Source organism: Proteiniphilum sp. UBA5384, from assembly GCF_002410825.1.
GTDB lineage: Bacteria > Bacteroidota > Bacteroidia > Bacteroidales > Dysgonomonadaceae > Proteiniphilum.
This window is the reverse complement of the sequence record NZ_DHOS01000024.1, coordinates 1-21,488: the sequence shown is the minus strand read 5'-3', so window position 1 is coordinate 21,488 and position 21,488 is coordinate 1. Positions and strand designations below refer to the sequence as shown.

The 21,488-nt window shown below is 43.2% G+C and carries 14 protein-coding genes and 1 pseudogene; all 15 read right to left on the bottom strand.

Features of this window, described 5'->3' with window-relative positions; genetic code table 11:
• Positions 1-86 precede the first annotated feature (86 nt).
• Positions 87-1,634 carry a RagB/SusD family nutrient uptake outer membrane protein gene (locus tag B4G81_RS05150; RefSeq protein ID WP_294080786.1) on the bottom strand — a complete coding sequence of 516 codons (1,548 nt, stop codon included), beginning with the start codon at positions 1,632-1,634 and terminating at the stop codon, positions 87-89.
• Between the two features lie 12 nt (positions 1,635-1,646).
• Positions 1,647-4,772: a SusC/RagA family TonB-linked outer membrane protein gene (locus tag B4G81_RS05145; RefSeq protein WP_294080784.1), complete on the bottom strand. Its 3,126-nt coding sequence runs from the start codon at positions 4,770-4,772 to the stop codon at positions 1,647-1,649.
• A 326-nt stretch (positions 4,773-5,098) separates the two neighbouring features.
• Entirely contained in the window at positions 5,099-7,465 is a 2,367-nt protein-coding gene (locus B4G81_RS05140) for an alpha/beta fold hydrolase (protein WP_294080783.1), read from the bottom strand.
• 39 nt (positions 7,466-7,504) lie between these two features.
• Positions 7,505-8,860, bottom strand: a complete 1,356-nt coding sequence (locus B4G81_RS05135) for a putative oxidoreductase C-terminal domain-containing protein (protein ID WP_294080781.1) — start codon at positions 8,858-8,860, stop codon at positions 7,505-7,507.
• 20 nt (positions 8,861-8,880) lie between these two features.
• Entirely contained in the window at positions 8,881-10,248 is a 1,368-nt protein-coding gene (locus B4G81_RS05130; RefSeq protein WP_294080779.1) for a Gfo/Idh/MocA family protein, read from the bottom strand.
• Between the two features lie 95 nt (positions 10,249-10,343).
• Positions 10,344-11,687 carry a Gfo/Idh/MocA family oxidoreductase gene (locus tag B4G81_RS05125; RefSeq protein ID WP_294080777.1) on the bottom strand — a complete coding sequence of 448 codons (1,344 nt, stop codon included), beginning with the start codon at positions 11,685-11,687 and terminating at the stop codon, positions 10,344-10,346.
• Between the two features lie 12 nt (positions 11,688-11,699).
• Complete coding sequence (locus tag B4G81_RS05120; protein WP_294080775.1) at positions 11,700-13,265, bottom strand: Gfo/Idh/MocA family protein; 1,566 nt, start codon at positions 13,263-13,265, stop codon at positions 11,700-11,702.
• 42 nt (positions 13,266-13,307) lie between these two features.
• Positions 13,308-14,714 carry a putative oxidoreductase C-terminal domain-containing protein gene (locus tag B4G81_RS05115; RefSeq protein ID WP_294080774.1) on the bottom strand — a complete coding sequence of 469 codons (1,407 nt, stop codon included), beginning with the start codon at positions 14,712-14,714 and terminating at the stop codon, positions 13,308-13,310.
• Between the two features lie 10 nt (positions 14,715-14,724).
• Complete coding sequence (locus B4G81_RS05110) at positions 14,725-15,723, bottom strand: Gfo/Idh/MocA family oxidoreductase (RefSeq protein ID WP_294080773.1); 999 nt, start codon at positions 15,721-15,723, stop codon at positions 14,725-14,727.
• 12 nt (positions 15,724-15,735) lie between these two features.
• On the bottom strand, positions 15,736-16,524 hold the full coding sequence (locus B4G81_RS05105; protein WP_294080772.1) for a glucosamine-6-phosphate deaminase: 789 nt from the start codon (positions 16,522-16,524) through the stop codon (positions 15,736-15,738).
• The gene (gene nagA, locus B4G81_RS05100) at positions 16,505-17,689 is read right to left on the bottom strand and encodes an N-acetylglucosamine-6-phosphate deacetylase (protein WP_294080770.1); all 1,185 of its coding nucleotides are present in this window, start codon (positions 17,687-17,689) and stop codon (positions 16,505-16,507) included. The genes B4G81_RS05105 and nagA overlap by 20 nt, the downstream gene beginning before the upstream one ends.
• Before the next feature lie 84 nt (positions 17,690-17,773).
• Positions 17,774-19,126 carry an MFS transporter gene (locus B4G81_RS05095; protein ID WP_294080768.1) on the bottom strand — a complete coding sequence of 451 codons (1,353 nt, stop codon included), beginning with the start codon at positions 19,124-19,126 and terminating at the stop codon, positions 17,774-17,776.
• A gap of 132 nt (positions 19,127-19,258) precedes the next feature.
• Positions 19,259-20,422: a DNA-binding transcriptional regulator gene (locus B4G81_RS05090; protein WP_294080766.1), complete on the bottom strand. Its 1,164-nt coding sequence runs from the start codon at positions 20,420-20,422 to the stop codon at positions 19,259-19,261.
• 381 nt (positions 20,423-20,803) lie between these two features.
• Positions 20,804-21,073 carry a 30S ribosomal protein S15 gene (gene rpsO / locus B4G81_RS05085; protein WP_294080764.1) on the bottom strand — a complete coding sequence of 90 codons (270 nt, stop codon included), beginning with the start codon at positions 21,071-21,073 and terminating at the stop codon, positions 20,804-20,806.
• 141 nt (positions 21,074-21,214) lie between these two features.
• Positions 21,215-21,488 (bottom strand): annotated as a pseudogene (locus B4G81_RS05080) (hypothetical protein); the annotation flags it as partial.

Below are 21,488 nucleotides of genomic sequence, written 5' to 3'. Positions count from 1 at the left end.
TGTATCGTATGGAACTTGCGATAATCATCATCTTGGGTGCGATGATGTTCATGCTCGTTTCATAATTCTACTATTGTTTATGTGAACTACCAACCTTCATTTTGTTTTATTGCCTTGTTTAACGACATTTCAGCGATAGGTATGGGCAAAAACAGTTGTCTGTCGGCGATTGCCCGTTCGTAACCAAGCGCCGCGTATCGTAGATTAGAGGGTGCATCTCCAGCAATATCGTTTCCTACGCCACGCATAACACGCTGGAAAACTCCCCAGCGGATCAAGTCTTGTTTTCTCAAGCCTTCGAAGCACAACTCTCTGGCACGTTCGTCTTGAATGACTTGGAGGAAACCATCCTGATCAAGTCCGGAAAACTCATAAGCCCCTGCTCTTCGGCGTACTTCGTTTAGTTTATCATATGCATCAGACGTGGGACCATTCAATTCATTCTCTGCCTCAGCGTACATCAACAAAACATCAGCGTACCTTAATAGAGGAAAATTGGTTGGCGAGAAGTCAACACTGCGGGGTACAACTTCTTCGTACTCTCTTCTCCATTTACCGGTGTCCCTGTCATATATTTGTTCTTCAGTGTGGTAAACGATCTCTAAGCTTGTATTGCTGGCATAGCGGAAAGGAGCAATATTCCAGTCTCTTCTTATATCATCGGGGTCATCGTACTTCCGATATAGTGTAGCTGTCGCCCCGATCATAGCGTAACCATACATTTCAGCTGTTGTACTCCTGATGGAGAATTGATTTCCGACCCTTCCGGATATTTGGTAGGAATTACCCAGACGATTTCCCCAAAATTCTACTTCCCAGATGCATTCGTTGTATTCAGTATCATATTTGTCTGCTGAATGGTTAATGAATATTTGGCTGTAGTCAGTATTCAGTTCATGTTCACCTGAAGTGATTACTTTACCTGCCCATGTTTTAGCCGATTCTAATTTAGATAGGTCGTACAGAGGTGCACCTGCCATTTTTAAGCAGACCCTGGCCAAGATACCTTGTATTGCCGTCTTGGAGACTCTTCCGGGGAAGCCAATATCGGAATATTTTTTTACAAGCGCCAAGGCCTCTTCCATATCACGGAGTATTACCTCGTAAATCTCCTCGGCCGGTGTTTTTGGTGTGTTAACTTTATTCCCGTCACGAGCAGGTTCCAATATTAATGGAACATCCCCCCAAAGACTCACTAACAGGAAGTAAAAATAGGATCTTAGAAACAAAGCTTCACCTTTGATAACTTCGCGCTTATCTTCATCCATTTCAGGCCTGTCTATATATTTTAGCAACAGGTTAGCCCTGTTCACTCCTTCGTATAGTGTTCTCCAAGCCGCTAACACAATAGTATTGGCGGCGTCATGATTATAGTGTGCGGGATTGATATTGGCCGTATTTCTTTTGTAAAAACCTTCATCAGAGCTATGCGCCAACTCAACAGCAAGATTTCTCCCATAGGTGCCATCTTGGGCCAGTGCATTGTAAACTCCGGCTAACGCTTGGTTAAGTTCGTCTTCAGTACTATAAAAGGTCTCAGGTGTGGAGAAATCTGTAGGCTTTGTGTCTAAAAACGATTCACAGGAACTACAGAGTACTGACAAAAATAGGATATATATTGTTATTTTTTTCATATTGAGTCTTTTTTACAGTGAGATATTTAAGCCAAAAGTAAATGTTCTTGCTCTTGGATACGCTGAGAAGTCAAAACCCGGGGTAAGGGAGGATGCTCTTGCCGAAACCTCGGGGTCAAAACCGGAATAGTTGGTCCACGTGTACAAATTCTGTCCTGACATATATACTCGTATACTGTTTACCTTAAACATAGTAGTTAGTCTTTGTGGGACAGTATAGCCTAATGATACTGTTTTTAACCGGAGATATGAAGCATCCTCAATAACTCTAGACGAATGGGTATAAGGACCATACCCGTTGCTGCGGAAATTCTTATTGGTCGGATTTTCAGGAGTCCAGCGATTTTCATAGCTGGCGTACTGGTTTGCAATTGTAGTTCCGCGTCCTTCCAGAATCTGCCGGTTGGCATTGTAAATCTCATTTCCATATGACCATTGAAAGAAAACGCTTAGGTCAAATCCTTTGTAGGTAAAGTTGTTCGTGAATCCTCCAATGTGCTTCGGATTGGGATTGCCTATAATCGTATAATCGTCTAAGTTGACAATGCCGTCGCCGTTGATGTCGCGATATTTGATGTCACCCGGTCGTATACTTTCTCGTGTGTCTCCATTGGTTGGCACAGTCGGTTTTAGAATATATCCTCCTGTTGAAGTTGGGTCAAAGTCTTCAAACTGGTAGTTCCCATCCCAGATCAAGCCATAGAACATGGCGATAGGTTCGCCCACCTTGGCCATATATAGAGGCAGGGTGTTATATTGAGAATGGAAAGTGACTGATGAGAGCAATGTTTCCTGATTTTCCGTTAATTGTTTTACTTTGTTTCTATTAAAGGCGATGTTGAAATTAGTAGACCAAGAAAAATCCTTAGACTGTATATTCATACTGTATAAACTCAATTCAAGGCCTTTATTACTCACTTTACCAATGTTTTTATAAGTGCGACTATACCCCAAAGAGGGTGGTAAATCGGCACGCAACAGTAAATCACGTGTCAATTTTTCATAAATATCCGCAGTGAATGTTATACGATCTTTGAAAAGAGAGAGGTCTAAGCCGATGTTTGTCTGGAGAGTGCTTTCCCAAGTAAGTTTTTCATTCCCCAATTCGCTCGGTATAGCCGATGGCTGTAGTTTGTTGTTGAATGGGTACGGACTTGAGATAGGTATCTCGATAGTAGACATGTAGGAAAAATCACTTACCCTGTTGTTGCCAGTAACCCCTACGCTGGCACGTAGCTTAGCATCCGAAACAAAGGTATATGGTTTCATGAAATCCTCACTACTAAACCTCCACGATATCGCCCCGGATGGGAACCATCCCCACCTGTTGCCTGGTGCGAACCGAGATGACCCATCAGCACGTAAAGAGGCTGTCAACATATATTTACCGCGATAGTTATAATTTACCCTACTGAGGAAAGATGTGAGTTTGGAATTTGAGGAGGTGGAGGTAATTACATTTGGAATGCCTTCATCTAACCCCGATACGCCAAGGTTCTCGTTTGGCACCTGAAACGCACTTGCACCAAAGGATGACCTATCCCTGCCTTCAACAGTAAATCCTCCAAGTGCCGTGAGGTTATGCCCTCCGATCCTCTTTCTATAGGTGAGGGTATTTTCGTTCATCCAGTCAAATAATTCATGCTGGATGACGGAGCCATTTACACCGTTGGTCGCCGCACCTGGGAAGCGGGGACTTCCACTTTGTGTTTTACTGTTATTGAAGGAGTTGTTTTTCCTGAAATCCCTTCTCATACCTAATGAAGCCCTAAGCTTGAAATCCCCAAATGTATATTCTCCATACCCGTTTACCGATAAGGTATTGTTGATACTCTCCCTAAGTTCATTTCGAGCGGTCAATACCGGATTAAAACGAGGATTGTTGACTTGGTCTTCAATCTCCTCGTCGAACTCTAACTCCAGCAAGTCAACATCCGGGTTACCGCTAACGGGTCTGTATGCCATAGCTTTCCACAGTAGCGCGCTATTGTAGTTTCCGCCCGGACTTGTGCCGTGTCTCTTCAGATTACTATAATTGATACTAAGCATCAATTTGAAATCCTTGTTTATTTGTTGATCGATCCTAAATCTTCCCTGCCATCTGTCATAACCGGAGTTGATTAATACTCCATCCTGATTAAAGATAGAAGCCGAGAAGCTGTATTTCGTATCCTTATTTCCCCCCCGTACGGAGAGATTGTGATCTTGGATAGGAGCTCTTCTAAAGATATGGTCTTGCCAATCAATTCCCTCTATTTGCTTATAATCATCCAGCGTTCGGCCATCCTGGAAGAATAATGAGTTGGCCATAGAACTTTGGCGTTCGCTTACTAATTTTACATATTCATATGGCCCCATTAACTCCATTCGCTGCGTGATTTTCTGTGATCCGTAATAGCCGTCGTAAACAATAACGGGTTTCCCCTCTTTACCGCTTTTAGTGGTAATAATAATGACTCCATTAGCTCCTCTTGAACCATAAATTGCTGTTGCCGAGGCATCTTTCAGCACATCTATGGACTCGATATCCGATGGATTGATTGCGTTATTCTCCGGATCTTCTACAATGAAATCGTCGATGACAAAAAGTGGAGAGTTACTCCCGGATATGGACGATGGTCCACGTATCACAATATCTATGGCGGATCCGGGTTGCCCATCTTGTGACGACACCTGTACACCGGCGACACGACCCGCCAGTGCTTCCTCAAAGGATCTTACAGGTGCTTTTTGGAGATCTTCCACTTTCACGGATCCGACCGATCCTGTGATGTCTTTCCGGCTCGCTTCGCCGTAACCGATAACTACTACTTCCTCTAATGTTTTCGAGTCTTCCACCATAGCCACATTTATAACTGTTCTGCTATTAACGGGAATGATCTCAGGTAACATGCCAATGTATGACACCTCCAGCGTGGCATTAGAAGAGATATCAGGAAGAGTATATTGGCCTTTTCCATCAGTGATTGTTCCTGTGGTAGTACCTCTCACCTTTATACTTACACCGATTAATGGTTCTTTATCCTTGTCAGTAACCGTTCCTTTCACAGTAATATTCTGAGCAAGAGTGTTGAAAGAAAATGCCAAAAGGAGAGGTAGTATAGTTCCCTTCGTGATGTTTAGGATTTTTCTTTTCATTTCAGGCTTCTTTTAAATTAATAAAATTCACAGTTGTTGTCTACATTTTTATTTAGAAACTCATCTTGACAGAATTTTCTCCTTCATAATATTAAATTTTGATTTGATGAGTCTTTATTCCCATTAAAAAAAGAGCATAATTTAATTATATTAAATTGGTACTTATGCAAAGGAAGTGTATTGCACATGTAATATTGCTTAATATTCAGTAATTCTATGCTCGAAAAACGCAGAAATATATATGTAATATTATGGATATTAATTCAAATCATTCTGTTTCCCTAAAAACCAACTTAGCATTAAGGTTGTGTAGTGATAACAGGATATTATATTTTTTTATCAATTTCGTTTTGTTGAGAGAAACGCAGAGGAGCCAGCCATTCATATATCTGTTCCCGTGATACGGTCGAGAATCGATTGTAATCATTAGGAACAAAGAGTTGGATATTATTTCTCGCATTATATAAGTCATATACTTTCTCAACATTTTCCACGCAATTTTTAATGTCTTCAATATGAGCATCCCTGTCGAGGAGGGGGGCGACAAGTAGTGCCGGCCGTGGGGCTATGCCGGCAATAATTTCATCGAAATCAATAGGAATCCAGTTCTCATATCCCAGGAAAAAGCCCAATTTAGGTATCGTTCCGTGCAAGTGGGAATATGCTTTGATCCCTTCCGTTCCCCGATCCAACCTGTTTGTCCGCATGGGGGTAAATCCTGCGATCGATACTACACCGGAAATCCTCTCATCCATAGCCGCAGAGAGAAGAGCGACTGTCCCTCCGAGCGAATAACCCGCGACAAATATTTTTGAGCTATCTACAAAATTGAGATCAGAGGCAACATCCACGGCGCTTCTCACATCGGTGACCATTTTTCCCATTTTAGACCACTTGGGGTAACGTTCATAAAAATACAAACTTTCTTCCATGCGGTTACCAAAACCCAGCATATCAAAACCCAACACCCCGAATCCCATTCTGGTTAAATTCTCAAAAACAGATTGAATCTCATGGTCAAATCCCATGGAAGAGAACCCTTTCGAGTAATCGTACTCATGCAGGTATATCACGAGGGGGAGTTTTTCATCTTTGATATTGCCTTTATTGTCTACCGGATAATAGAGATAGCCGAATAAGTTTTCGCCAAACCCTATGTATGGCGTGATGGCCATTGTTTTCATAGACTTTGTTTCACGTGGGCGTTTCAATAATGTGCCGGAGCTTTGTTCTCCCCTGCCTCCATCTTTTACACTTTGAGGTCCGAGGTTCTTTACTCCGGGCGGTTCATCTCCCAATATCCAGCGGATATTATCTTTTATGGATTTCCTTTTCTTTTCCCATTCTTTTATGTCAAGGGGAATGTTGGAGCTATTTTCACCGCATTTTTTCTCGATGATTTCATAATCGGTGGGCTTTATATCCTCTTTACTTATTTCACGCCATTTCTCGAAGGAATAATTATGGAATAATTTATTCTCCGGCTTTCGATCGCTTTTCCCGAAAATAAAATCAAAGAAATCCACATACTCTTCTATACTGTTTGCGTCCACTGCATGCAATCCGTACCGGGATACGGTTGCCAAATTGTCTTCTGCGTTTAAAAACTGATAAGTCCTTTTCGCCGACCGGAAAGCTTGTTCCATGCCAAATATGTTGCTGGCGGATTCATATAGTGCCGTGCTTAGCATCAATCCCCTGGGAGCAATCAATGACATGAAGAAGTTTTGGTCGACCGGTAATTTATGTTCCCGCCCCACAAAAAAGCGTAATCGCGGGTGCAACCAGGCTGGTTGGGCACACGCTAGGAGAGCAATATCTTCCACATCATATTTATGGGAATTGTATCGCCATGGCACTTCCGCGCCTGTTCCGCCGCTGCTGGTGACGCAGGCGCCTATCCGTTCATCAAAGGCGGCAGCCATCAACGATGTTTTACCGTTGCGGGAGTGCCCCGTAATACCTATCTTATCTTTCTCCACATAGGATAGTGTATATAAATAATCGACAGCTCGTGAAGCACCATAAGCCCGCCTCATCAGTCTGGTGAAATCATATTGACCTGCCCAAAGCTCGGAATAATATTCTGTGTCATCTTTGACATCAGCACCAGCATACAAGCACCCTATATAGCCCCTTTTGACCGCGATTTGTGCCCATTGACGGTGATTCCAGTTTGTCAGGAATACCGGGAATGGTCCTTCTCCCGGAGGAATGATCAATTCCAAGGTGAGTTTGGCTTTACGGTCGGGACCAAAAGAGAGTTCCACGGTGCGGATGGTAAGATCGTCCTCTTCTGTCTCATTTAATATCTTGGATTGTAGATTATCTGGTGGGGGAGGTGCTGTGCCGGTGATGTAATAGGTAAGTTGCTCTTTCATCCATTCTCTTTGTTTTTTCCACTGTTCCGGCGTGCCTATGGAGGCCAACGGGTCGGGTAAAAAAGGAATAGATGGCATTTGATCAAAATCCGGTGGGAGTTCTCCTGTTCTATTGAGCCAATCCTTGAATGTCTCATCAAGATAGGAAACTCTTCCTCTTTGAGTTGCATCAGGAGGTAAGACGGAAACAATCCAATCTAATTCGGCTTTTCTTTTCAGCGAATCAAAGTCGTTTTTCGTTTCCGTTTGCCCGGAATATATATGTGAAATAAAAAATAAGGACAAAAATCCTATCAAAACAGACTGTTTCATAATTTCAACCCCTTTGTTCTATCAGCTAAAAGGATGGAGTTATAAATTCTTGATCTTCTCTGCCACTGCATCCGCCTTAGTTGTGATGTAGTATTTTGCCAGCATGCGGCTTACCTCCTGTTGAGACGGAACATTGATATGTGTTTCCTTTTTTATGGCTCTTCTTTTCGTGGAGATGCGCCAACCATTTGTTTCCTGGTGCAGGGAGATAAATGGGTAATTGTTCTTTAATTGCTCAAAATGGTTTCTGATCTCTTTTTCCAGTTCTTGAACATCTATTTTTTGTGACGGTTCGATATATAAATCCAATGGATGCCCTGGTTTGATACGCAGTGTGGCGTGGGTTCCCCTTAATACGGATTGGTGGGTGTCGGATTCTCCGGCAGGAGGTTCAAAATCCCATCGTGCGGTAAGACGCACGTAAGTCTCATTTATTTTAAGGATAATCTCACCATTGGAAAAGACTTTCAACACCTCCCCTTCGAGATAGGGCGTCAAAGAGTCGGGATATGGTTCAATCCCCGTGACCTTCTTAAACTGCCCGGGTTGTATCGTTATAGGCCATAACTTTGATGATACGATTTGAATATCTTTCTCATAATCCACGGTTTCTTCCGGAAAACAACTCCAAAGTACCAAATCGGCCAAATGCGTGGTCACATCTGTTACCCCGTTTCCTTGCTGTTTCACATCAAAAAACCATGTTGGGCGTAGAATGCGCTTATAATAGTAATGCAGGTTTTCCTGTACGACAGCAGGATCTTCAGCTGATCCTTTTTTCAGCGTGCCGAAAATTCCGGGTATAGCCGCAAGTTCTTTCTGTAACAGGCAAGTTACCGAGTACCGCATGCTCATGGCGGGAAGATCAGATATAAACCGGTCTTGTGTTTCTGCGATGGCAAACGCGTCCGTCAGTTTCATGAAGTCGGACGAGTTCAAAGCCATTGGCTTATCGGCAATAACGTTAAGACCCGAAGCTGCTGCCCGGAGAATATAATCTGATTTGGACCGGTTGTTACTGGCAATGATGACTACGTCTCCGTGATTATCCTGCAGCATCTTTTCCATATAATCTTCTCCTATGTACGTGTGTATCTGCCAAGGATAGTGTACAGTATCCGATCTGTTATGCCTGTTTATCGTGTTGAGATAACTTTCTTCCAAGTCATTTTCACATGGAGCATAGACGTGAACATCGGCATGAAAAGCGGATCTTAGCGTATTCTGGATTTGTGCTCCGTGTGGATGGGCAGGATTCAATACCATCAAGTTTTTCCGCTCGCCGGTGGATTCGGTTTGTGCATTGGCATGGAACGATAACATCACATATATAACCAGTGATAAAAAATGAATAGGTAGCGTTCCTGCTTGATAAGTAACATCAAATTTTTTCATTATTCTTCCCATTTTAAGTGCTAAATTTCAGGTTCAAACTCAGGATGGTATTCCTTTGTCCACAATCCCATCGCCTCCTGATTCCCTATGATAGCTCCGCTCGCCGGATCTATCTGTAACATCGTACCTGTCCGATAGGCTATATTGCCCAACTGGCAGAGTAGAGTACTTTTGTAATTATCTTCTATATCGCTTCTTAGTTGGCTACCCTCTCGAATGGCCGAGAAGAAATTCTGGATATGGAGTGCATCAAGTTGTTGGGACGGATTTGTCCGGTTCATCGGATCGGCAGTAAATTCACTTTTGACTTCTTTGACTATTTTCCCTTTGAGGTCAAATACCTTGTATTCGTTTCCTTGCCCTATCAAAAGTGATCCGTTTTCCCCGTAGAACATGGCACCGACCGGATAGTTGTAGAGTGGTACCCCGTTACAGCTCCTCCCCTCCCAACACATAGACTTATTATCCGCAAACTCGATATCCACCGTTTGGGTATCCGGTGTTTCCCAGTCGTCTTCGTATTGGTACCTCCCGCCGATAGATGAGATGCGGATGGGATAATCCACTTGCATTCCCCATCGCAACAGGTCAAGGATATGGATCCCATTACCGGGTAATTCTCCGTGACCATAATGCCAAAACCAATGCCAGTTATAGTGGATTAAATTGTCTTTATAGGGTTTTCTTGTGGCAGGGCCTTGCCATAACTCGTAGTCTAACCACGATGGAACAGCCACTTCCTTCCCTATGCCGATAGGACGGCGGTTATTGGCATACCAACCCTTGCCGAAGTAAGGTCGACCAATAACACCATCATGTATTTCCTGTATTGCTGTTACAATATTTGGCCACGACCGGCGTTGGGTTCCTACTTGTATAACGATATCTGGATATTTGGAGGAAGCTTTTCGTAATAAATCGCCTTCATGTGGAGTTGTACTGACAGGCTTTTCGATGTATACATGCTTGCCCGCCCGCAATGCCAATAGGGTTCCCGGAGTATGCCAATGATCCGGGGTGGCCATAACCAGCGCATCTACCGATTTATCATCTAATAGTCTTCTGAAATCAGCTTCTCCGTGTGGAGTTTCTCCATTTACCGCAGTAACCGCCGCGATACACTTTTTTATTGCTCGAAAGTCTACATCAGTGATGTGAGTGACACGGCAGTTGCGCTGATGGGCAAAGTTGACTGCTAACGCCCGTCCCCTGTTGTTTACCCCTACAATGGCTACGCTGATACGCTCGTTTGCACCAATTATCCGGGCGTAGCTTTTTGCGGTAAATCCGGACAAAGTGCCTCCAAATGCCGTTACTATAACTCCGGCCAAAGTATGCTTAACAAATGCTCGGCGATTCACCCTCTTACTATTGTTATTGCCTATCATATTTTATATCGTTTATCCCGCTAATAAGTGGATATTTCGCCCTCCTTTTTCATGTATTGCACTGCATTGACAATTTAGAGAAAATAGAAATTATATCATACTTTCAACTCCCATCCTTTTTCATAATCTCTTTTCCAGAATTTCATAGCCTCTCTGTCATTTGCAATTGTACCATTGTTATTTATTTTCACTGTTCTTCCAACCCTGTGGGAAATATTGGCCAATTGTACAAGCTGCGTGCTCACACATGCTTCCTTCAGAGAAGAATTCAATTTCTCTCCCTTACGGATGGCATTAAAGAAGTTTTGGAAATGATAGGCGTCAAGGCTTTGCGTGGGGTTGATTAAATTGCCTTCTTCAAACACCATCTTGCTATCGACATGTTTCACTAATTTGTTGTCAAGGTCAAATATTGTGTATTCATTGCCTCCGCCAATTGTCAGGGTTCCCTTGCTGCCATAAAAGGTCACTCCGCTACCATGCCCCTTAATGTCTGATTTTACACAGCTTTGGCTCTCCCAAGTCATCACCTTGCCATTGGCGAACGTGAAATTAACCAATTGGGTATCCGGGGTTTCCCAGTCATCCCGGTAATGGAACCTGCCGCCTGTTGAATCTATGCTTATAGGGTAATCCAATTGCATTCCCCAACGCAACAAATCTACAAAGTGCATACCATTATTTAAAGCTTCTCCCGTACCCCAATGCCAGATCCAATGCCAGTCGTAATGAATGATATTGTCTTTATAAGACATTCTGGGTGCCGGGCCTTGCCAAAGTTCCCAATTCAACCATTCCGGCACAGCTGTAACCTTGCCGATGCCCATTGAGCCGCGTTTGTTGTAATACCAACTTTTACCATAATAGATATCGCCGATAATACCTTCGTGCAATTCTTTCATCGCATGCGCCACATTGGGCCATGAGCGCCTTTGATTCCCTACTTGGACTACCTTCCCATATTTTTTTTCAGCTTCTAATAAGATACGGTTTTCATCCGGATTATGACTTGTTGGTTTCTCCAGATAGACATGTTTTCCCGCTTTCATCGCCATCAATGCAGCCGGAGCGTGCCAGTGATCGGGAGTGGCGATAAAGACTGCATCAAAGTTGTCAGACTCTAACATTTTTCGGATGTCTTCATGGGCTCTTGGTCTATTGCCGGCAGTTTTTTCAACATTGGCAATGCATTTCTCAATGGCACGGCTGTCCACATCGCAGATGTCAGTCACTACACATCCTCTGTCTTTTTCGTCGGCGAACCCTCTTGCCAAGGCACCTCCCCTGGCGTTGACACCAATTCCGGCAATCCGGATACGATCATTCGAACCCTTGATATTCCTATAGCTTGATGCGCTAAAGCCCGGCAAGACACCTCCAAATGACATTGCGGAGGCACCTATGGCTACATTTTTAATAAACTGTCTTCTTGTAGTCATGATAATATATTTTTATACGATTTTTTTGTTTTCGTCATCCCAAAATACTTGACGTTTTTCAAGGTATGAACGATGTGCCATTAAACAGGTGATCCCTTCTTCGTAGGCGACTTCTATATTGGCGCTTGGTGTTTTGCCATTACGAATGCAATTGAGCCATTCCCGTAAATGGAGATGGGTTACGTCTACTTGCTGTCCATTAATAATAGTATTTGTCAATCCGCGGTCGGCATAATATTTTTCCGATGCAGAAGTGACTGCATCGATCTGTCCCGCATTCGGATTGAAAGAGAGTATTGGAGAACCGGTATCGATCAACCCGGACACTATTCCTTTTTGATATTGTGTGGAGTTCTTATCCACGGTTATCTTGATATTATTCCCAAGTTCCATTGAAGCGTCATGTCCCATAAAGACTCTTCCACGACTTCTACTGGAAGCAAGGTTCCCACTATACATTAATGTCAGTTCCTTATCAGGATATTCAAACACACAATGAAGAGAATCGGGCATTTCACGGTTATCTTTCCAATAATATATCCCTCCTGATGAGGCTACGGATTTAGGAATTCCGATCCGAAGAAGTTGGTTTACGGCATCATATTCGTGTGTAAACAATTGGCCGATCATTCCGGTATCGTAGGCGAACCATTTAGTCCAATTATAAAATCGGTCGATGCTAAAAGGGACATAGGGCGTGTTACCTAACCATTGCTTCCAATCGATAGTTTTCTCATCTCCGGGTTTGAAGTTGCCTTTACTATCCAGATGCCTTATCCAGGCTCCTTCCGCAGAATTACGGTTACTGGTGGTTTCAATAAGGGTAATCTTCCCCAGCACATTTTTGTCAATAATCTTTTTGGCTTGTTTAAAAACGGCGCTCTGCGTGATTTGATGCCCTAACTGGAAAGTGATATGGCTGTTTTTTACCGCATGATATAGTTCGTTCAGTTCCTCTTCTGTATGGGCGACACTTTTTTCCAGATAAACATGTTTGCCCGCCTTAGTCGCGTCAATCGCAATACGTGCATGATGATGGTCAGGAGTTGAAATTATTATTGCATCTATATCCTTATCGGCAAGCATTTCCTGATATGTGTGGTATCGCTTGGCAGGAAAATCCAATGTCCCTTCCAGAATACTGTTGTTGGCGATGATCAATCCTCGTTCAGCATGCATGTCGAAAACATCACAAATGCCGGTGATGGCGACATGAAGATTCTCCTGTTCCAATAGGTGGTTGAATGTGTTGTTATTTTTCCTTTTTTTTATTTCTTCCGGATGCATGAATCCCAATCCTGAAGCTAACTGCTCTGCACGACGACCGAATCCTATGATACCCACCCGGATTATATCTTGAATTTGGCCATTACCATAATCCGAGACTGAAAATTCAATCTTATCAAGACCTAATTCCTGAGCAATCTGCTTTCTTTTATTCCGGTCGTAATTATTCCTCTCGAACAGTCCAAAACCGAGTAATCCCACTACCGGAATTCCTGCAAAAGCCTTGAGTATATTTCTTCTTGAGATATATTCCGGTTGTATCTTTCCTGTATCATTATCTTGTTTTTCCATTCTTGATACTTCCTAATGCTTGTCAAACTTTTGTCAACCGAATTATTCTTTCGCCAACTTTACAGCCTGAGTCGTAATATAATATTTAGCCAGCGTATTGGCTTTCTCCCATTCCGGCATGTCACGGTTTACGAGGAAACTGAAGAAACTTTCCGCCACGTACCTGAAATGCAATTCGTGCCCCTCCCTGTTTTCCTCGGGGATATTGACAAGATACTCTCCCTCGACCGATGCCGGTGATGCTGAAACGAAAGGATAAGAAGCTTGAATTTTCTCAACCGCCTTTTGCAGGTTGTCAGAAAATACATCTTCATCCAATCCCTCTGGTTTTTGCACATATAACTGTTTTACAAAATCCTGTTTTTTGCCTTGTACTGTTTTCAGAATGGCTTTTGTCCCTTTCACTACCGACATGGAAGTGTCGCCGCTGCCTTCGGGTGCCTGCCAGTTCCAAATCACTTTCAGGCCTACATGTCGGTTTTTTACATCGAAATTAAGGGTTCCGTTGGCATATACTTTCAGCGTGGAATTATCAAGATATTTTTGGAGATAGTCGGGAAAGGCCGTCTCACCGGTCGATTTGGTAAACTGACCTAATGTGATTTCGGTCGGCCAGTGAGTAGATGATATATTTCCGATATCGCCGGTATAGCTGATAGCCTGTTCGGGAAAACATTTCCAGAATAGCTGGTCGATCAAGTGGGTGGTCACGTCGGCGATACCTTCACCCTGTTGTTCCACATCATAGTACCACGCAGGCCTTCTCAATGGCTCTCCCGATACTTCTTTATAGAAATGATGCACGCTCTCCATATAGACAGCAGGATTTTCAGACGTTCCCTCTTGTAACTCTCCAAAGAAGTCATGATCGTTGATCAATTTCTTCTCTATGATGTTCAGCATATCGTAACGCTCTGTCATCATATCATATAGCAATACGTTTTTTGCTTCGGCTCTGCTGTATGCTTCTTCCAATAAAAGAAAATCTTCCCGGTTAATGGCCATCGGTTTATCGGACAAAACGTTGAACCCTTCATCTACCGCGTTGAGGATATATCCGGTTTTTTTTTTGTTGTTGCCGGCGAGTACAACTACGTTTCCTTTTTTGTCTGCTGCCATCTTCTTCAGGAAATCATCACCGGTATAAACAATGGTTTCCCAGCTTGTAGGATCTTTATCTCTGTGATTAAAAGATTCAATTGCCGAAAGGTATTGCTTTAACCCGGCATCTTTTGCGGGCGCATAAATAAACACCGAATTGTTCACTTGAGGGATACTGCTCTTCTGAAGCAGATTGGCGTGGAAATGCCCCGGGGCCAAGACGATTAACTTTATTTCCCCCTCTTTTCCGGTGAATATTGTTTCTCCTTCCCCCGTAGTATTATTGTTTTTTTGCATGCAAGAAACTAATAACACCCCCATCGCAATAATCTTCAAGTAACTTTTCATTATCAAGAGGTTATTTTAATTTTCGAATTAATTTTCCGGCCTCTTTTTCCGCTTTTTTGTAGGTTTTGTCTATTGAGACGATTTTTCCTCCTTTACGCTTGCTTTCGTTGGATGCTTCCATAAAGGTGAAGATTTCGAGGGTTTCTTTTTCCGATACCGGCGCGATACCAGTTCTAAAGAACTTCAGGATTTCAGACAGAAGCATTTCATATCCTTCGTAAGGTCCTACCGGTACAGATCCTTTTATTGTATATGCTGTTCCTCCATAGACAGATTTCCCTTGTTGCAAGCCCCTGAAAGTGCCGATTCTTCCGTCATTCCATTTGCCGACCACTACGTCCGTGCTGTCAGAAGACATCCGGTTTACTGAAACACATCCGGTCCCCATCACGGTAAACAATATCTCCACCCCGTGTATGCCATACCATCCGAAATCAGGATGTGAAGGTTCATGCCGGTGCGGGGAAAAACAATCCGCTCCCAATACTTTACCGAACTCTCCGTTCCTGATTTTCAAAGTTTGAGGAACAAACCGCAAGGATGAGGAAGTAAACAAGGGTACGTTGTATTGTCTTGCCAATTGAAAGATGGCGATAGATTGCGCCAGCGAAGCCCCGATAGGTTTATCGATAAAGACAGTTTTTCCGGCTTTAAATACTTCGTAAGCCTGTTCTAAATGCAGATTCCCATCATTGGTTTCCAACATTACACAATCTACTTTATCTAAAAGTTCTGCAATAGAAGCGGTGATTTCCACCCCCAGTTCTTTCACCTGCTCGATGTAGCCGGGGATACGGTCGTAACTCGATTTGATGGTTTTCGACCCATAAGGATAGGCTGCCACTATTGTATATTCCTTAAATTCTTCTTTTTTGTCTTCTCCATTCAGAAATTTGGTGAAGGCAATGGCGTGAGAGGTATCCAATCCGATGATCCCGATCTTTACCTGTGCCTGGGTAATCAATAGAAGCCCGGATAAAACAGCTGATAGAATAATTTTTAATCTCATAATATTCTTGTTTTAACTCAATAACGACGCGCTTTCTTCATCGAGATATAATATAGAATCTTCTTTTGTTCTCAAAATAGTGGCGGGGCACTCCTCACTGATCTCATCGTTTAATGTGCGATAAACTGCCTCTGCCTTGTTTTGGGCGGGTACCATGCAGAACATATATTTGGCCTTCAACAGTGCGGGTATGGTAACGGTGACCGCGTGGGTGGGCACCAGATCTATACCTGTAAACAGTTTTTCATTGACCTGTTGTTGCCTGCAAGCCATGTCCAATTCAACCACTTTTACCAGTTTAGGATCTTTGAAATCGGCTACCGGTGGGTCGTTGAATGCGATATGTCCATTCTCGCCAATCCCCAAGCAAACGATATCCACAGGATATTGACACAATAAACCGGCATACCTTTCGCACTCCGCGGAAGGATTCTCCGCCCTGCCATTGATGTAGTGGACACTCTTAAAAGGCACTTTGTCAAAGATACGTTCTTTCAGGAAATTTCCAAAGCCTTGGGGCGCCTCTTCTTCCAATCCGATATACTCATCCATGTGAAAGGCATTGATCTTTTCCCACCGGATCCGTTTATCGCCAATCAGCTCCTTCATAAAATCGCTTTGAGAGGGGGCTGCGGCGAAAATCATATTGATTTCCTCTCTTTCACTAAGCAGTTGCCGGATGGTATCCGATACATTGACCGCCGCTTCTTTCCCCATTTCTTCCCTGGTATGGAAGATTTTTACTTCCAACATTCCTTTCGTGAATGTGATTACATCTGTGTTAGTTTCCGTATATGACATTTCCTTCTAAAATTGTGTGTGAAACATTAATATTATCATCAAAAATAACGAAATCGGCATCTTTACCTTTTTGAATGGATCCTTTCTGCCGATCGATCTTCATGATGCGGGCAGGGGTAAGGGTCATCATCCTTACCGCTTCCACCAGAGGTACTTCGGCTATGTTTACCATTGTCCTGACTAAGCGGTCGGTGGTGGCTACGCTGCCGGCAAAGGCGGTACGATCGGGCAGCTTTGCCACACCGTCTTCAATGATTACCTTTTGTCCTTTGTCGAGGCTGCCCAGGATGGACTCGCCGTCGGGCATCCCGGCTCCACGCATTGAGTCGGTGCAGAGCGCGGTTTTATCGGGCCCTTTGAATTTATAGACGAATTGAAGGAGGGATTTAGGCAGATGTACTCCGTCGGCGATAATCTCTACATCCATTCCATCGATCAGGTAAGACGCTTCCACCACGCCGGCATAGCGGTAGGCATTTCTCCGGGTGATGGTCGACATACCCGAATATAAATGGGTTGCCAACGTGAATCCCGCCTCAAAAGCAGGTACGACCTCTTCATAAATAGCATCGGTATGGGCAATGGCCGGGAGGATATTCCGGGTGGTGAGCACTTTGCCGAACTCCAATGCGCCAGGAAGTTCCGGCGCCAGGCTCCAGCGGACAATGTCGTCCGATGCTTCCAATATCTGATTGTACTCTTCCGGCTCCGGATTCCTGAGGTATTTGGGATCTTGGGCTCCCCGCTGGTTATAGGCGAAGTAAGGGCCTTCAAGGTGCAACCCGAGGAATTTGGCTCCTTTTTTATTCTGTTTTACCGCTTCCTTGTAGGTGGCGAATGTTTTCATCAGCTCCTCGGTGGTGCTGGTGAGGGTGGTGGGCAGCAGTGCGGTGGTGCCGTGTTGGGCGTGTGTTTCCGCCGCGCCGAGGTAGGCTTCTACGGTGCCGTCCATGAAGTCGTGTCCGCCACCCCCATGGGTGTGGATGTCGATGAACCCCGGGGATATGTATTTGCCCCGGGCATCAATGATTGTATCTCCTTCAGTGGGAACAACTCCGTCCGGATTCAGGATATCCACTATTTTTCCATTCTCGCATACGATAGACAGATTCTCTTCTATGCTGTCAGGAAAAATGGCCTTTCCGTTTTTTATGATGGTTCTCATATAAATTGATTTTTGATTTGATAATGTGGTAATTTGCTGATTAGTAGTTAGTCATCGAATCATCGCATCAATGGATTGTCACAATTAATTTTCTTTTTTCCATGATTTGATCTTATATCCGCTGGCGGCGTACCATACGATGTAGGCAAAACAGGGTATAAGTATCCAGTATGCCTGTTTCATTGCTTCAAAAGGGGATAGCGATGCATTCATTTCTACAAAAACATTATAGACGATGGGCATGATAGCGCTTCCGCATAAGGCCATCACCATGAAGGCGGAACCCAGGTTGGTGTGTTTTCCCAACCCGTTGATGGCCAATGGCCAGATGCCGGCATAGAGTAATGCGTTGGGAAGCCCCATCATTACTAAATACCAAACGGAAATATCGGCAGTAATACCAAGGAATCGTACCGTTCCCGAAGTCGTGATGATCAATACGGACAATATCAGGTTGATAGTTGCGCAGATCAATAGTGCATTCCGTTGCTTCAGGTATTTGGGGATAAGTGCAATTCCCAGGAAATAGCCAAAGAATGTCAGAAGCATAGTGTAGGAAGGGATATTCTGGGCCGGTCCGGCAAGGCTTTCCCCCATGGTGCCCGCATACTTGATGCTGGTTCCCAGCGCGATCATCTGAGTACCTATATGTAAGAACATGGCTACGACTCCTAAAATGAGTGCCGGATATTGCCAAATGGGCTTATGTGAACTCTCATCTTCTTCGGATTGCTTGTTGACTACCGAAGGATCTAACTCCGGTAGCGGAGAGTAGCGGACTACAATGCCGAAGAGAAACAGGAAAACGGCCAAAATAAGATAAGGTGTCATCACTCCCTTTATTAGCGTATCCAAGGCCGTTTCCAATGCTGCTCCGGTATAATTCCCCGCTTCAATATTCTGCATAAGTATTTTATCTGACTCCCTGATTACCACCGCGGCAAATATGAGATTGGCAATTATTCCGGCCAGTTTATTACCCGTACCTACGATGCTCATCCGTTTGGCGGCACTCTCTATAGGACCTACAATGGTGACGTAAGGATTGGCGGCTGACTGCAGGATGGCCAATCCCACGCCCAACAGGAAGAGCCCCAAGAGAAATACTTGATAAACGCGCCAGTAGGCTGCCGGAACGAAGAGTAATGCCCCTATCGACATGCACCATAGTCCGAGCATCATCCCTCTTTTATATCCTACTTTGTTCAATAGAAAAGAAGAGGGGATTGCCATGATCAAATAGGCGATGTAAAAGGCGAATGTGACCAGATAGGATTGAAAGTTCGATAATTGAAGTGTGAGTTGGAAATAGGGAATCAGGATGGTATTCACCCACGATACCAATCCAAAAATAAAAAACAGCAATGCCAGTATGATCATCGACTTGATGGTAGTGCTTTTATCCTGTACATGTTTAATTTGAGGAATGTCGCTCATATCATTGAAAATTATAATAAATGTGTACTTTGCATATCAATATACACAAAGCACAAAATTATTTTTTATATGGTTGACAATTGCTTTAAAAACGTAATTGTGTTTTCAAATAGCGTTATGGCATACGTTTGGCTATTTCGTTAGGGAATCACAGTAATTTTTACGGTATTCAACAGGGGTACAGCCTTTCATTTTTTTAAATATCCTGGCGATATTCTTGCAGTCGTTGAATCCCGATTCCAATGCCAGGTCAAACAGCGTCCTGTCGGTAGTAACTAATAAATGTGCGAAATAATCGATCCTGCAACTAAGGATAAACTGATAGATGGAGGTGCCCATTTCATCTTTGAATTTCACTTCGAGATTACGACGAGACAGTGGAACCATTTCGGTGAGTTCTTCAATGTTGATATCGGAGATGAAATTGTCTTCAATGAAATTTACTATCTGGGAAATATATTCATTTCCGATAGCATATTTTTCTGTAGATTTCCGGAGTTCAAATCTTGTCGGCCGGATAATGATATTAAAAGGTTCTTTAATTTCACCTTTGGTCATCCTGTCGATAAGCCTTCCTGCCTCATAGCCTCCCTTTTCCACATCAGTGACAATAGAAGAGATGGGTGGATCTGACAGATTGCAGATCAACTCGTCGTTATCCACCCCCAGCAAGGAGATGTCTTCGGGAATTCTGATATTGTTGATTTTACAGTATTGTGATACCCTGAGTGCGAAATTATCATCGCAGGCAAACAGACCAATAGGCTTGGGTAACGACAAGAGCCATTCATCCAGTTGAATATGGCCGGTACTCCATTCTTCCCCGTCCAGATTTTCACTTTCGAAATAATAATAGTTGCCCCCCGTTTTTTCTACCTGCATTCTGAATCCTTCCGCTCGTTCACGCGACCATACTACTCCTTTATTTCCGTAGAACGCAAAATTCCGGAAGCGTCGTTTGATAAAAAACTGTGCCGCCATCTCTCCCGTGCCGAAATAATCACCGGTCAGGTTGGAGAAGTAGGGGCTCCGATCTTTATAGTTCTGAAGCAGTATAGGAATATTCAGTGATTCCAGAAGGTTAGTTCCTTCATGATCCCACCGCGCCACAATGGCATCTGCCTCCCATTCTTTGGCCCATTCCACTATGCCTTCTTTGCCGTAAAGCGTCTTATAATAAGAGGGGAGTCGATAAAAAATCCAGGGCCCATGTTCTTTGGAGTATTGTATCAGTCCTCTGAGCAGTCTGCGGCTGAATTCACTGGAATAATCAATAAGAATGAGTATTTTTAGCATTGTACCGGATTATTAGAAAATATTGAATGGAATCAATTATCGAAAAAAAAGTAATTTATTCCTCAAATATAGCCATTTTTTTGAATAACCAAAAATATAAGAAAATTTTATAAAAAAAGAGGCCCCTTCGATCGAAAAGGCCTCTTTTGTATCGGTTAACGTGATATCAGTGATAAGGTAAAAAAGATTGTTTTAGGTTATCGATGCAAAGATAGAGCGCTATTTTGGATCTGCAAAATAAAAAAATATGTTATAAGACATATTTTTGTAACATGTTTTCCGTCTCTTTTGCTTAATATCCATTAACAATGGTGATTAGCTATAAAAAAAAGAGGGTAAAACCTGTTGTTTCATCCTCTTTTTAACTTTTTTTCGAAAAAATTATTTTCTGATACCCAATTCTTTGATAATGGAACGATACCTTTCAATATCTGTGTCGATCAGATAATCAAGTAAACGACGACGCTTACCCACTAAAATTTTCAATGCTCTTTCGGTGCTATAATCTTTTTTGTTTGACTTGAGATGCTCAGTCAAATGCGAAATACGGTAGGAGAACAATGCTATCTGCGCTTCCGGTGAGCCAGTATCAGTGTTGGACTTTCCGTGCTTTGCAAAGATTTCTTTCTTTTTAGCAGAATCTAAATACATACTGTTTTGTAAATAATATAATTGTATAAAAAACTTTCGGGTTGCAAAGGTACGCCTAAATTTACTAATTCCAAACAGTTTTGTGATTTTCTTTGCGGATTGTATGATTGCAACATTTCAAATTCATGCGAGAGACCTGAATTATTTATTTCGCCGTTGCAATTTTCCGCTCAACCGTTTCACGGCGTCGGTTATTTCCTGGTCCGGTTCGATTACGTTATACTCACCCCAGAAGGCGGGGTCAAGAAAATACTCTACTTTTTCGGCAATTACATCGGTAGAGCGAATCCGTTCATTACGCGGAAACTTCACCACATTATTGTCATACCTGTCAGTAATAGCCATTTCAGAACTGATGGTATAGGTGGTGGAGAACAGACCAAAGAAGCGGTTTGTCCATCGCACCCGAAATGTT

Bases quoted from the DNA above. Each gene is read 5' to 3' on its own strand.
- B4G81_RS05090 (WP_294080766.1), bottom strand. From the start codon at position 20,422: ATGCTAAAAATACTCATTCTTATTGATTATTCCAGTGAATTCAGCCGC.
- B4G81_RS05135 (WP_294080781.1), bottom strand. From the start codon at position 8,860: ATGAAAAAATTTGATGTTACTTATCAAGCAGGAACGCTACCTATTCAT.
- B4G81_RS05125 (WP_294080777.1), bottom strand. From the start codon at position 11,687: ATGACTACAAGAAGACAGTTTATTAAAAATGTAGCCATAGGTGCCTCC.
- B4G81_RS05120 (WP_294080775.1), bottom strand. From the start codon at position 13,265: ATGGAAAAACAAGATAATGATACAGGAAAGATACAACCGGAATATATC.
- B4G81_RS05095 (WP_294080768.1), bottom strand. From the start codon at position 19,126: ATGAGCGACATTCCTCAAATTAAACATGTACAGGATAAAAGCACTACC.
- B4G81_RS05105 (WP_294080772.1), bottom strand. From the start codon at position 16,524: ATGTCATATACGGAAACTAACACAGATGTAATCACATTCACGAAAGGA.
- nagA (WP_294080770.1), bottom strand. From the start codon at position 17,689: ATGAGAACCATCATAAAAAACGGAAAGGCCATTTTTCCTGACAGCATA.
- B4G81_RS05150 (WP_294080786.1), bottom strand. From the start codon at position 1,634: ATGAAAAAAATAACAATATATATCCTATTTTTGTCAGTACTCTGTAGT.
- B4G81_RS05140 (WP_294080783.1), bottom strand. From the start codon at position 7,465: ATGAAACAGTCTGTTTTGATAGGATTTTTGTCCTTATTTTTTATTTCA.
- B4G81_RS05110 (WP_294080773.1), bottom strand. From the start codon at position 15,723: ATGAGATTAAAAATTATTCTATCAGCTGTTTTATCCGGGCTTCTATTG.
- B4G81_RS05145 (WP_294080784.1), bottom strand. From the start codon at position 4,772: ATGAAAAGAAAAATCCTAAACATCACGAAGGGAACTATACTACCTCTC.
- B4G81_RS05130 (WP_294080779.1), bottom strand. From the start codon at position 10,248: ATGATAGGCAATAACAATAGTAAGAGGGTGAATCGCCGAGCATTTGTT.
- B4G81_RS05115 (WP_294080774.1), bottom strand. From the start codon at position 14,714: ATGAAAAGTTACTTGAAGATTATTGCGATGGGGGTGTTATTAGTTTCT.
- rpsO (WP_294080764.1), bottom strand. From the start codon at position 21,073: ATGTATTTAGATTCTGCTAAAAAGAAAGAAATCTTTGCAAAGCACGGA.